A 12,383-nucleotide genomic window follows, 5' to 3' on the forward strand; every position below is an offset into this window, starting at 1 on the left:
TCAGTTCAGTCCGAAACGTTCGGCGTTGGCGTGGGCTTGGTCGATGGCGTCATCGAGATCTGCTCGTGTGAGGGCAGATTCGTGAGCGTCGATGAGGTCGGCGAACATGCGTGGGCGTGGCATGAACGTCACTTCGCTGGCTTTCTGTCGGCCGAGCTGAGCGCGCACCGCGATCAGCTGGTCAGCGACGTTGCGGCTCTCCTGCACGTCGCGGGTGTAGCCGTAGTGCGGCTGATCAGCGGATCGTGCTCGCAGAGCCGCGATCTCCTCGGCCGTCATCGCCTCGACGTGCGCCCGCAGCGCGGGATCAGTAGCAGCCCGCGCCCACAGTCGACTGCCCTGCTCTTCGCAGAGCTGGTCGAAGAACTCCAGGAACTGTTCCCAGGTCCGGCCGGACTCCTCACGGAAGTAGTCGAGGGCATTGACGTGCAGGATGTTCTGGAAGTCCCACTGGATCTCGGTCCAGCAGGCGTTGACGACGGCGACTACGCGGGCGTCGCGTCGCCGTCGTCGTTTCCCTCCGAGTCCGCGTCGCCGCTCTCCGAGGTGGTGCCGGCGACCTTGTTGAATTCGAGCAGCTCGGTGATGAAGATGTCCCAGGCTCGGGCGTCGTCCGCGAACAGGGCCTTGCATGCCTCGTACTGGTCACCGATCAGCGCGCGTTCGACGCGGCTGGTGTAGTCGACGGTCGCGGGTTTCTTCCCGTCCGCGAGGGCCACCGATTGCAGGTAGCGTGCCGTGACCGATTCGGCGGAGATCTTGCGCCATTGTTCGCGTGCAGCCAGGGGCATCGGCGGGATGGAGATATCCTCGGTGAGGACGTAGGGCTTGTCGCCGAGCTGCTTGCGGATCTCGTAAAAGCGGCCTGCGGTCTTGGCCATGGGGTTACTCCTCGGTGGTTGTCAGATGTGGACGGCCCCAGCCCCGCGGGATCGCCGCGGGGCCAGGGCCGGTACTGCGAAGGGTCAGGAGACGGTGACGGTGACGGTCGCGGTCTTCGTCTGGTAGGTGGCGGTGATGTCGGCGGTACCGGCGGCCACCGGGGTCACTTCGCCGGTGGCCGAGACGGTCGCCTTGCTGGTGGCCGAGCTCATGTAGGTGGCGTCCGCGGTGCGGTTGGCGCCGAGGTTGTCGAGCACCTTGAGCTGCAGCTTGCCGCCGCCGACGGTCAGGGCCGGGGCGGGCGGCAGCAACACGATCCAGTCGGTCGTGGGCGCCGTGAAGCCGGTGTCGTTCTCGGCGTTGCACAGCTCGAATCCGGGTCCGAAGATGAAGAACTCGCCCAGGTTGTCGAGGTCGTCGTCGTCGGCGACGGTGGTCAGCGTCGGATGCCAGGTCACGGTGTCGTTCGCCTGCCACTTCTGCGCATCGACGCCGGACAGTTGTGTGCGGTTGAGGACGTAGCCAAAGAAGATCGGCAGGCCCTTGTAGCTGTCCTTGCCCAGCACCACGGTCCGGTAGTCCTGGTTCTCCGGGACCGTCGCGATCGGCGCGTGGAAGCCGGAGTGCGCCGACGGGGTGAGGGCGGAGTAGTCGCTGGAGAAGACGACTTCCAGGATGTCGCGGCCGAACTGACGCGGCTCGAAATCGACACTGATGGACTGCTTGTCGATGATGATGCGGGTCGGCAGGCCTTCACCGGCGGACTCGATGTTGTTGGCGGAGATCTCCGGCTTCACGCCGATGCCGTTGCCTTTGGTGATGTAGCCGATGCCCTTGATTCCGTTGGGAATGACCAGGCTGCCGTCGGGCCCCTCGAGGTTGCGGGTGAACCCGGCGACGCGGTCGACACGCCCGAGCATCACAGCCATGTCCAGCGGGGCGATCTGAAGCCCCTTCTGTCCGCCCTTGAATGCCTTGATGGAGTTGGGAATGGGTGGCATTGCACTGTCCTTTCGAGAGAGCGCTTCAGAGACCGAGGTGGCCGCTGTAGTCGGGGGTATGCAGGGGGTTGTCGAACGTCAGCAGGAACGTCGATGGGACGATCCGCTCGTCGTAGTCCTCACCCAAGATCTCCTCGGGCCCTGTGGTTTCCACCGCATCGGTGAGGGTGACGATGCGACCGTCGGGCAGTTCGATGTCGATGGGCTCGTTGATGCTCAGCAGTACGTCGCGGACGAATCCGTTGAGCACCAGCGAGTAGCCACGCCGGTTGGTGACCGCGGCGATCTGCACGGCGGCCTGATCGGCACGCAGGTCGGCGGCGCCGCCGAACCGCGTGATGATCAGCAGACGACCGACCCAGCCGGTCTCCATGACGCCGTCAGGCAGCTGATTGGCGACCTCGACCGGCTGGGCAACGTCGTTGGGGAACAGGGGTTCCAGCAGTGCGGTGAGCGCATCTTCGACCAACGGCAGCCCTGGGATGTACCAGGGGGGGAGCCAGTCGAAGCTCACATCGACCTCATCGAACGCAACACCGTTTTGAGCTCCTTGGCGCCTTTGACCTTTCCGCGGCGAACCCCGCGGCGACGTTTTCCGTTGTCGGCGACGAACCGGCCGCTGGCGGTGCTGCGGCTCGTGCGGTGACCGAATTCGTGGGAGGCCCCGTAGCCCAGGCCGTCGCCGACGGTGAGCCGGCCGACCGGGCGGTCGTTGTTTTTGCCGCCGATGCCGACCGTCACCCGGGCGGAGGCCGCCAGGCGGCGGCTGCGCTTGGCCACGATCGCCTGCCATGCCACCTTGGCGACCTCGGTGCGCTGGCGGACCAGTTCGAACATGCGGGGGCTGGCCAGGATCGCCGTCAGGGCCGGATTGGGCTGGGGGATGTCGATGTCATCCACGGGGCGGGGCCTGAACGCTGCGGATCCGGTAGACCTTCTGGCCGAGTTCCCGGCCGGAGATCGGGTGCGGGTTGTCGCCGAAAGGGCCGGCCCACACCGAGTACACCTCGCCGTTGGCCCGGGTGATCCGGTCGCCGGCAACGACTCCCACGTTCTCGGTGCGGGGGCAGAACCAGCTGCGCTCGATGACGGCCCGGCGGCCGCGGTGGTCGTCGAGGTAGACCTCGGTCGCCTCGCCGAACTCTGTGTCGTCGACCGTGCCGCGGCGGCGCGAGGTGTCGCCGCTGCCGTCTCGACTGACCCCGGTGATGGTGACGGTCTCACCGAATCCGTTCACGGAATCCCCCATGGGGAGACGCCGTAGGTGCCGATCTTGGGTCGCTGGGGCTTGCGGACCCTGACCCGATTCAGCTCGGCCTCGGTGAACGAGATGCCGGTCTCCCCGGTCCCGGCGTACTGGCGCCCGGCGTAGGACCGGCTACTGGAGATGCCCTCGTGGGCGTCGGAGACGGTAGTGGCGCCGTCCGGGTTGCGGAACAGCTCGAGCAGCTTGTCGACGACCAGGGTCCGGACCCGGCCAACGCGGCGGGCCGCCGCCCGGACCTCGCGGTTCGGGGACTTGGGGTCGGCGTTGACGTCGAGATCGGCCAGCGACGGCACTTCGTCGATCAGCTCGTTCTCGACATCACCGATCCGAAGCTCGAGCCAAGGGATCCGGTTCTTGGGAAAGCTCCCCTCGAACCGGCCGATGACGTCCTGCGACGAAACGAACTTGCCGCCGGCCGGCTTCGGGCTGGTCATTCGACCGGATGGCCTGCGTTCCGGATCTTGTCCACGATCACGTCGCGCTTGTCGTCCTCGTCGACGTCCACACCGAGCGCCGTCGCGTAGGCGGCCCAGGGGTCGCGGCCCGCGTTGGGCCCGGCCAGCGGCGGCGGTCCTTCACCGCCGCCGCCAGCTGCCCGATGCTTCCCGGCCGGCTCGGCACCGTCCGATTCCGGCGTGCCGCCCCAGGCCTTCGGGTTGGTGATCTGCTTGACCGCCCATGCGGGCGGGCAGTCACCGGGCGCGAACTGACGCAGGTTGCCCTTCGGGTCGAACACCGCGACGTGTCGGGCCAGAATGCGAGCCATCAGCGGACTTCCATGATGGACAGCAGACCCGCGTTGGTCAGGATCGGCATGCCGTTCGCGTCAACGAAGGTGAACTCCCGGTAGGGCGGTCCAACCTTCTCGACGACGCCGACGATCCCGGAGGCGTCGCCGAAGGTCATCTCCGCCAGCTTGGACTTGGCCAACTCCAGCGCCGTCGCGGTCATGCCGTAGGCAAAGAAGCCGAGGTCGGCGATGTTGTCCGGCAGCAGCTGCACCAACCCGGGGGTGATGACCCGCGTGTCCTGGCCCTCCACGTTCAGCGACGTGTCGTAGGTCGGGATGACCACCGGCAGGTCCTCGGACTCCAGCAAGGTGTTCAGCTCCGCCTTCGACACACTGGTACGGCCCGCGGTGGCGCCGTGGACTGCGTCGATGACTTCCTTGTTGCGCCGCAGGTGACCGAGATCCACCCGCGACAGCAGCATCTTGCCGGCGCGGGCATTGCCGTTGGCGATACGGACTTCCTGCTGCGCGTCGAGGTCGGTCAACGGCTTGGCGTTCGTGTGGTCGGTCCAGGCGGTCGCCGGAGCGGTGATCTGGTTGGCCGGTACGCCGTAGTCGGCCTCACCGGAGAAGCCGCCCTCGTTGATGGTCAGCTTGCCGTCGGTCAGCACGTCGCCCCATGCCAGCTCGCGCCGGTTGTTCATGGTGCCCACGAGACGCTCCGCGTCGTTGTAGGCCGCCTTGACCTGCAGTGCCTTGTTGGTCCCACCCAGGCGGGTGATCTCCTCGGCGATGCGCTCGTACTCGCCCTTGTTGAGCGAGTCCGAGAAGGGCGCCAGCTCCACGTACTTGCCCGAACCGGCGTCGCGGCTGGAGACGTGGATGGTGCCGTCGAACGACCGGTACGACGCGGTGCGGTTGGTCTTGACGAACTCCGCCCAGTCGATCCGGTTGGTGTCGAAGTACCGGGTCGGGAACAGGTTGACCAGGGCCAACTGCGGGTTGACCGGCACATTTCGGATGAACGCGGTCAGGGCGTCCGGGGAGATGGGACCGTCGAAAACGATAGCCATGATTCAGTGGTCCTTTCTCACAACCAGGCGATGAGCTTGAGGTCGGCCTTGGCGGCCGCGTCGATCCCCGAGCTGACGGGGAGCCTGGCTTCGTTCACCAGACCGTGCACGAACCGCGCGCCGCCGACCTTGGCCAGCGGGTTGCCAGTGGCGGAATCGATGGCACGAACCGAAGAGAACAGCAGGCCAGCGGCGGTTTCACGGCCGTCGTTGGCGTTGTTGTCGTACGGGCCGTAGAGACCGCTGGCGCTGATCTTGCCCAGCACGAGCCCCGACGGGATGTAGCCGTTCGGGTAGTGCCCAGCCTTGCCGGCCGTGTTGGTGGACACGGTGGCTCCGGTGGCTGTCATCTGCGGAACGTCTCCCAGCGAGGCGTCGAACGTCACCGGGTACGGGCCACCGGTTGGGCCGGCGACAGCGACCTTTCCGACTCCTACGATGGCCTCCAACGCAGCCCGCAGCACGGACGCGGGGGCTTCGTCGTCGATCGGATCGGTGGGGGTGCCCAGCAGCGTCACCGTGAACGGGCTGGACCCGGAGACGGTGATCGTCTGCACCTCGGCGGTTCCACCGCGGGAGAACTTCGAGATGTCCAGCGTCACACCAGGAGTGACGTCCGCGCCGTGCTGCCCGATGAGCCACGACCGGTCCTCGACCTGGTAGTTGCTGGAGTGAACGGAGATGTCAGTCGACATCGCTTCCTCCTATGTGATGTAGCCGCGGCGCTTCGCCTCGGCCAAGCCTTCATCGCTGCCGGATTGCGCCGGCGGATGCGTTCCGTGCTGGCCCCACTGACTGGGTGGTTGCTGTTGCTCACCGCTGGGCGCGGATCCGCCGAAGGCGGCCTGTAGCCCGGTGAGGTGCCCGATGAGTGCGGCGTTGTCGAACTTGCCGTCCTTGACGAACGCCATCGGGTTGATGCCGGCCAGCACTGCGGTGCGCTGCTCGGTGTTGGTGATGAACTGCCCGACGATCGCTTCAGCGATCTGGGGCGCCCATGTCTGGGCCGCGGTTGCCATGGCGGCTGTCGTGGCCTGCGTCCTGGCGTCCTCCAAGGCGCGTTCGCTGGGCTGCAGCTGCTCGCGGCGGGCGTCCTCGGCGTCCTGCCGGTACTGCAACGCCTCTTCTGGGGTGATGCCCCCGTACGCCCTGAGCGTGTCGCTCTTGCGGCGGTCGTGGAACTTCCAATAGGCCGCCTGCTGCTCGGCGGTCATCTCCACGATCGGTGTGTTCTCCGGGAAGCCCCTGTCGGGATGCCCGGCCGGTTCACCACCCGGTTGGCCGGCGCCTGATGTGGCGCTGGCATCGTCGGCACCGCCATGGGTACCCACAGGGGTGGAGGTCGGGTCTTTCGGCAAATCTTGCACTGACACTCCCATGTCGGGAAGGGAACCCATGACGGGTCAACCGCCACAGCGGCGGAAGTTCTTGAGTGACGGCGACAACGAAAAGAACCCCGGAGCGCTAGCTCAGCGGGGTTCTTGTTCGGTCGTTCGGTGTGGTTTGCGTCTTACGCGGAGACACGACTGTCGAGAAGCTGTCCGTAGCCCTTACGACGCAAGCTGTACTGCATCGCCGGGCCTGGAGCGTGATTGCGGAGCCAGGCCTTGATGCCTGCTGCCTGCTCGTTCTTGGGCGCGTCGGTGAGCTTCAATGACCGCAGGAGTGCAGCCACGCTGGAGGGTTGCACGCTGCCACGAGGTCGCAGCGGGATGTCATCGTCCCACTTCCCCATCGCGCACCTCCACCTCGACTATAGGAACACTAGAGGTTCTCTTGACGTCGAGGATACGCACAACGATGCCCGGCGGGAAGAGAAGTTCCTGCTGGTACGCATCTTCAGGCCGGCCCAAGGGCGATACCCACGCGGCAGGAGTGCCCGCGCGAGCGGTGATCTTGTAGAGCGCGGGGCGCCGACCCGGGCTGGTGAATTCTTCGGTCACCTCGCGGTCGAGCGTCGTTGCGAAGAACACCGGAACATCCATATCGGTGCCGATCAACGACTCGATCTGGTCATCCGGCACACCGAATACTGCTTCGGCGTCACGGATGCCACGCCACAGGTCGACGTCTTCGGCCAGCGGAATCATGAGGTCCTGCAGGTCGTCAGCGACTTCGTTCGCCGTGGGGTTAGCCGCCTGGTCTTGGGCCGCGCGCTGCACTTCGCTGTAGAAACGATCCGACTTGCCCTGCCAGCGAATGACCGACTGGCGTTGTTCAGGGCTGGCGTTTCGCGTCTGCTCGGCAAAGATCGCGTTCAGCCGCGCCACCGGGTCGTCACCATCTGCACTGATCGGACCATTGTGACGGGGTGGGCGCGGCGGCTCATCACCGCCACTGCCGCCGGATGTTGCTGGCTTGGGGGCTTTCCGTTTCGGGTTCATACCCTTTATGGCTTGAGCGGCAGGTTTCGCACGGGTCGTGTCGGCGGCGAGGTCAGCGCGCAGCTTCTCGATCTGCGCCTTGTGGTATCTGACCTGCGAAGATTCCTCGGCGAGGCCGTCGGCGCGCAGTTTGGTCAGGTTTTCCTCGAGGATCGGCAGGTGCCGGCGGGCGATGTCGGCTTTCGACTCCGGGCCGCCCACGTAGGTCACCGCTGATGCGCGCTTCTCGGCCTCGACGCCGCGGGGCTTGTAGTCGCGTTGTGGGACCAGCACGGCGCCGAGTTCGCCGTGCTGGTCGGTCTGGTAGCGAGTCCGCTTCAGGTGGGCTCGCGAGGTCCCGCCGGCGTCGGTGTAGAGCTGGCTCAGGTCGATCGCGTTGAGCTCTGCGGCGGGGTCAAACTCTTCGGTGACCGCCGCGGTGGTGCATTTGCACCGCTTGTGGATCGGCAGGAGCTGACGGACGGTGTAGATCCGGTCGGCGGCGGCGATGCACAGGCCGCATACCCCGGTCCGGGACAGTTCCGGGTGGATGACCCGCCGCATCCCGACTATCCGGCTGCGGGGCTGATCGGCGGCGAGGTTGATGACCTCGGACTCGGCGAACCGTTGCGACAGCATCAGGTTGTCGTCGACGATCACGTCGAGACGCTCGGTTGCGGCCCGCAGAGCCTCATCGCGGGTCGCGCCCTGCGATTCGAGGTACCGGATGGCTCGGACGGGCCGGTTGAGCACCTCGACGGTGGTGAGATCCTGGGCAGACAGCTCGGCTGATTCGTCGCCAGCGTAGGTGACCGAGACGTTGTCGTGCTCGAGCCGGACCCGGCCCCCGTCGAAGATCGCGCCGGGTGCCCGGATGTCCAGGGGGCTGCTCGGGCGCGGGGTGACCGAGATGCCCATCATGGTCAGGATCTGTTTCTGGCCCGCCGCGGCGGTTACCGCGGTGGTCTTCTGCGCGATGGCCAGGCGGCCGGCGGCGGCCTCGGTGAACTGCTGCGCCGCGTGACCGTCGTAGGGGTCGATCTGCGCCAACCAGGGCCTGATGGCGGCCTTGGCCCAGCGGGATGCCTTCTCGCGCGCGGTGATCACGCCCTCGGAGACCGCCCGGTTCACCGCGGTGACCGTTTGGGCGGTGGTGCGGGCGGCGGCCGCGGCCCGGGCCGCCTCCATCGCTTGCCGCGGTGTGAGTCGGCTAGGCGGCTGCGGGTTCGTCAACCGGGCTCACCTGCGCCGGAGCATTACCCGACTCGTCGGTGGGAAGCTCGTCGGGTGGCCCGCCGTCGGCGAGCTGCTGCGCGGCGTCGGTGAGCCGTTCGGCGGCGAGCTCGACCTCGTTGTCCTCGATGTCCTGCGGGGACATCTCCCAGACCTCCGAGAGGATCCGGCGGCGGGACAACACCTTGCTGGCCTGCGCGGTCGCTGAGCCCTTCTCTGCCAGCGAGCGGAACTCGATCGGCCCCCAGTGCAGCTTCAGCTTCGCCCCGCGTGCGGTCTCGCCGGCCATCGCGAACACGATGCGCCACACAAGCTTCAGCCCAGGTGTGACGCGGGATCGGCGGTCGCGGACCTTCGAGGTCAGGCCCTCACGCAGCAGGTCGGCGCCGGCCGCTGAGCCGTTGGCGTCATCAGGGGTGATGAGGTACAGCGGCGTGAACGTGACGGCCGCGAATTCCTTGGTGTCATCGCGCTTGGCCTGCAACATGCCCGACATGTCGGCCTGGCCGGACTCCCAGAAGGACCACCCCGCGGGGACTTTCCACACTGCGCCGGGATCAGCCCGAAAGACCTTGTCCCAGTTCTTGTTCTTGCGGGCACCGGCGCGTTCAGCGTCGGTGAGTCCATCGACGGCGTCCTCTTCGGTGTCGAACTCGTCCTCTTCGTCTTCGTCGCCGGAGACGCCGCGCTGCTTGAACGCCTGGAACTTCGACAGCACGATGCGCTGCAAGGTGGTGTCGATGATCCGGTCTAGAACGTCCAAGTGCGGCTCGTATTCACCGATGCCGTGAGGGTTTTCGAACCGCACGATCGGGATACCGCCGAGGTCGTCGAGCCCCTTGACCGCCTGCGGGACATCGCTGACGCGCTTCCACTTACCGTCCTCGTAGCGCAGTTCCCAGCGCTCGCCCGGCAGGAAGAGGTGGGCGATCTGGACCTCTTCGATGGGATCGAATTCTTTGATCAGCACGGCGCGCAACCGAGTCGGGTTGTTGCGGTCCGGGATGCCGATACACCGACGAGGGTCGATGGCGTGGATGGTGGGTCCGGTCGGGTTCGGGACGACCATGGCGTAGGCCTCGCCCATGGCGAACATGTAGCCGAGCAGGTCCTTGAACTGGGCCGCGAACCCGGAGTCTTCCATGATCTCGGCGGCCTTGTCGTCGCCGTTGGGCGAGGAGTCCAGGGCGGTGGAGATGGCCGACAACTCCATCCGGTTGAGCATCGCCCCGACGCACATCGGGGCGTAGTTGCAGCGCGCCTTGCGCAGCACCTCCTGGAAGATCTCCTCGTATTCTTCGGCGACCTCGGGCAGTGGCGGATCACCGACGAAGTAGGACCACAGCAGGTCGAGCTTCTCGTGGCGGTGCTGCGGGGAATTGGGCCGGGTTGCCTTGTCCTGCCAGTTCGGTGTGGTCGCCGCGGTGAACAGTGCGTTGAGCTTGTCGAACCACTCACTGGGGGTCAGTGCCAACGCCATTCACCTCACCTTCACCACGCGGCCTGGCCGTTTCTTGGGGAGCTTGCCGAGCACATCCATGCGTGCCTGCCAGGACAAGATCGCGGCCATGCACAGGTCGAATTTGCGGTCCTTGTGCAGCTTGGACAGGATCCATAGAGGCATGCCGGTGTCGGGGTCGAGCCGGTTGAGGAACCTCTTGCCGGCGTTGCCGACGTGACGGACCAGGTCGCCGTCATCGTCTTCGTTGTGCGAAATCGCTCCGGAGACGATGGCATCCGCGTAGGCGCCGATCGCGCGGATCATCCGCTCCTGCTTGGAGGTCCAGAACTCCTGCACGATAGGCCGTTTCGTGACCCGGCTCTCTCCGTAGCGGGCCGACCACTCGCCGACGGTGGAGTTCCAGAACGGCGGGTCACAGTAGGCCAGCAACACCCGGTAGTTGGCGAAGACATACCGAACGGCGGTGTCGACTTCCTTCTCGTTGACCTCCCAGTCGTCGGGAGCATTCAACGGGCGTTCGGCCAGGAACATCTTCTGCTGCATCCCGGTCCGCACATCGGTCATGACCAGACCGGTGGCGTCCCGGAACCGGGCGCCGTCGAAACCCAGAGTGACAAAGGCCCGCCGCGGGATCACATGGCCAGGTAGGCCCAACGCCTTGAACCGGCGGACATTGAACGCCGCGGCGCCCTGGGCGGTCCAACGGTTGGTCCACACCCGCTCGAGATAAGTCTTGTCGGCTTTGGGCTGATCCCACTGGGACGCAAGATCTTCGAGGTCGGTGCGCTCGGCCAGCTCCGGGCCCGAGGCTTCGCGGATCGCTTCGATGCGCTCCTCGAAGTCCGTCAGATCCCAGTCGTCTGAGGCTTGCCGGTGGAAGTAGAACAGGCGTGGACGTTTGATCTCACCGCGCGAGATGGCCTCGGCTTCGAAGTGGTCATCTTCGGCTTGCGAGTTCTGTCCGGGTTCGCCGGCAGTCGTTGTCGACAGCGACCAGGGGTCCTGCTCGGGTCGCTTACCGAGGTTGCCCTCCATCGTCTGGATGGCAGCCTTGTGGTTCGGCAGGTACAGGCGGTGGGTCTCGTCGTAGCCCTGGAACGTGGTGCGGCCACCGTCGCTGGAGTTCGGCGCGTTGGCCAACGCGACGACCTCGCCGTCGGCTCGGCCATTCGCACCGATCCGCAGGATTCGAGCCAGTGCGGCGTCGAACAGGTCCGTGTCGACGCATTCTTCGCAGATGACCTTGAGCGCGCCGTAGGCCAGTTTCTCGACCTGGTCTTTGGTGTTGGCCAGTAGCGGAATGAAAGGGTCCGCCACCGGCCGGCCCTGCGCCAGGCCGCACGGTGCGTTGGGGTCGAATCCGTTGAACCGCACCGGTGATTCCGGATGCAGTTCGGCGAACGCGACCAGGGCCATGAACTCGGTCTTGGCCGAGCCCTTGCGCCAGGACACGGCGCCGCGCTTGAAGCGGCGTTTCCCGGCGCGCGGGTGTCCTTTCGGCCACACCTCGTAGGCGCGGTAGAGGACGTAGCGCCAGTCCTCGCCGAGGGTGAGTGGCTGGCCCTTGAGGTCGCCGGGCCCATGGCAGGCTCGCTCCTCGAGGAAGTCGCAGAGCTGATCGCCCAGCGTCGGGTACAGCTCGTCGGTGTCCGGCGGGACGATCAGTTCCATACGGAACCGCAGATCGCTCTACACGGCGCGCAGATTCGCGCGCGCTACCCGCGGGTCCGGCTTGGCCGGCGCCTTTTTCGTCGCCTTGGTGCCGGCCCGGCGCTTCGCTGTGGTCTCAGCGGCCGCCTCGCCGCGGTCGATCTCCCACTGCAGGGATCGCCGTGACATCGGTGTCAGGCCGCACTGGGACAGCAGCTGCCGGATCTCGCCGGCCAGACCCCTCGCCTGGCTTGGGGTCGCTTCGGGTGACCAGAGCATCTGCATCAACCGCGCCACCATGAACAGGGCGTCGATGTCCGACTCGGTCCACTCCGGGACCATCGGTGACGACCATGCCCGCTTCCACCAGTCGCGCACCTGCTGATGCCACCGAGTGCCTTTGGGCAGCGCGGGGATCTTCGGATTCGTTGGCGACGTGAGTACTGCGCGCGTCGTCGTCTTGTTACGGCGTGCGAGCAGAGTCGGATTCTTCGGGGGCGGCGGCATGGACGGGCTCCTCTGTCAGGAAAGGGTGCAGCTTTTCCCCTGGCGGGAAGGTCTAGGCGCTGACACACTGCCGCGCGAGATAGTTTGCTGCACAACGCATGTCACGCATATTTATGCGGCCAGAACTCCCATGTCGGGCGTTCCGCGAAAGTTGTGGGTTCCGTACACGGCGGATTTCACAGTGCGTTGCGTGGGGGGTGGGGCACCCCGGGGGG

Annotated in this window: 16 protein-coding genes; all 16 read right to left on the bottom strand. The window is 66.3% G+C overall.

The features are described 5' to 3' along the window. The 16 genes from BST15_RS17620 to BST15_RS21845 all read right to left on the bottom strand — a co-directional run bounded on the left by BST15_RS17620 (position 1) and on the right by BST15_RS21845 (position 12,168). Positions 1-279 carry a hypothetical protein gene (locus tag BST15_RS17620; protein WP_046189366.1) on the bottom strand — a complete coding sequence of 93 codons (279 nt, stop codon included), beginning with the start codon at positions 277-279 and terminating at the stop codon, positions 1-3. Between the two features lie 206 nt (positions 280-485). Next, positions 486-881 (bottom strand): hypothetical protein, encoded by a 396-nt coding sequence (locus BST15_RS17625; RefSeq protein ID WP_046189365.1) that lies wholly within the window; start codon positions 879-881, stop codon positions 486-488. A gap of 84 nt (positions 882-965) precedes the next feature. Further along, positions 966-1,883, bottom strand: coding sequence for an Ig-like domain-containing protein (locus tag BST15_RS17630; protein ID WP_052751318.1), 918 nt, complete (start codon positions 1,881-1,883; stop codon positions 966-968). 25 nt (positions 1,884-1,908) lie between these two features. Next, positions 1,909-2,397, bottom strand: coding sequence for a phage tail termination protein (locus BST15_RS17635; protein WP_083071087.1), 489 nt, complete (start codon positions 2,395-2,397; stop codon positions 1,909-1,911). Beyond that, positions 2,394-2,783, bottom strand: coding sequence for a hypothetical protein (locus BST15_RS17640; RefSeq protein ID WP_052751317.1), 390 nt, complete (start codon positions 2,781-2,783; stop codon positions 2,394-2,396). The genes BST15_RS17635 and BST15_RS17640 overlap by 4 nt, the downstream gene beginning before the upstream one ends. Then, the gene (locus BST15_RS17645; RefSeq protein WP_131701157.1) at positions 2,776-3,132 is read right to left on the bottom strand and encodes a hypothetical protein; all 357 of its coding nucleotides are present in this window, start codon (positions 3,130-3,132) and stop codon (positions 2,776-2,778) included. The genes BST15_RS17640 and BST15_RS17645 overlap by 8 nt, the downstream gene beginning before the upstream one ends. Then, a complete protein-coding gene (locus tag BST15_RS17650) occupies positions 3,117-3,584 on the bottom strand; it encodes a hypothetical protein (protein ID WP_046189362.1) in 468 nt (155 codons plus the stop codon). The genes BST15_RS17645 and BST15_RS17650 overlap by 16 nt, the downstream gene beginning before the upstream one ends. Further along, positions 3,581-3,916 (bottom strand): hypothetical protein, encoded by a 336-nt coding sequence (locus BST15_RS17655; RefSeq protein WP_046189361.1) that lies wholly within the window; start codon positions 3,914-3,916, stop codon positions 3,581-3,583. Before BST15_RS17655 ends, BST15_RS17650 begins: the two co-directional genes overlap by 4 nt. Beyond that, a complete protein-coding gene (locus tag BST15_RS17660) occupies positions 3,916-4,953 on the bottom strand; it encodes a major capsid protein (protein WP_046189360.1) in 1,038 nt (345 codons plus the stop codon). Before BST15_RS17660 ends, BST15_RS17655 begins: the two co-directional genes overlap by 1 nt. Positions 4,954-4,970: 17 nt before the next feature. Continuing rightward, positions 4,971-5,648 (bottom strand): head decoration protein, encoded by a 678-nt coding sequence (locus BST15_RS22835; protein WP_052751316.1) that lies wholly within the window; start codon positions 5,646-5,648, stop codon positions 4,971-4,973. 9 nt (positions 5,649-5,657) lie between these two features. Continuing rightward, complete coding sequence (locus tag BST15_RS17675) at positions 5,658-6,320, bottom strand: hypothetical protein (protein ID WP_131701156.1); 663 nt, start codon at positions 6,318-6,320, stop codon at positions 5,658-5,660. Positions 6,321-6,463: 143 nt separating this feature from the next. Next, a complete protein-coding gene (locus tag BST15_RS17680; RefSeq protein ID WP_083071088.1) occupies positions 6,464-6,688 on the bottom strand; it encodes a hypothetical protein in 225 nt (74 codons plus the stop codon). Then, positions 6,669-8,549 carry an ADP-ribosyltransferase family protein gene (locus BST15_RS17685; protein ID WP_131701155.1) on the bottom strand — a complete coding sequence of 627 codons (1,881 nt, stop codon included), beginning with the start codon at positions 8,547-8,549 and terminating at the stop codon, positions 6,669-6,671. The genes BST15_RS17680 and BST15_RS17685 overlap by 20 nt, the downstream gene beginning before the upstream one ends. Further along, on the bottom strand, positions 8,527-10,029 hold the full coding sequence (locus tag BST15_RS17690; protein WP_083071089.1) for a phage portal protein: 1,503 nt from the start codon (positions 10,027-10,029) through the stop codon (positions 8,527-8,529). Before BST15_RS17690 ends, BST15_RS17685 begins: the two co-directional genes overlap by 23 nt. Continuing rightward, positions 10,030-11,682, bottom strand: a complete 1,653-nt coding sequence (locus BST15_RS17695; RefSeq protein WP_046189358.1) for a terminase large subunit — start codon at positions 11,680-11,682, stop codon at positions 10,030-10,032. It lies immediately after the preceding gene. Between the two features lie 18 nt (positions 11,683-11,700). Further along, entirely contained in the window at positions 11,701-12,168 is a 468-nt protein-coding gene (locus BST15_RS21845) for a phage terminase small subunit (RefSeq protein WP_131701154.1), read from the bottom strand. Positions 12,169-12,383 lie beyond the last annotated feature (215 nt).

Source organism: Mycolicibacter arupensis (assembly GCF_002086515.1).
In the GTDB taxonomy this organism is placed as follows: Bacteria; Actinomycetota; Actinomycetes; order Mycobacteriales; family Mycobacteriaceae; genus Mycobacterium; species Mycobacterium arupense.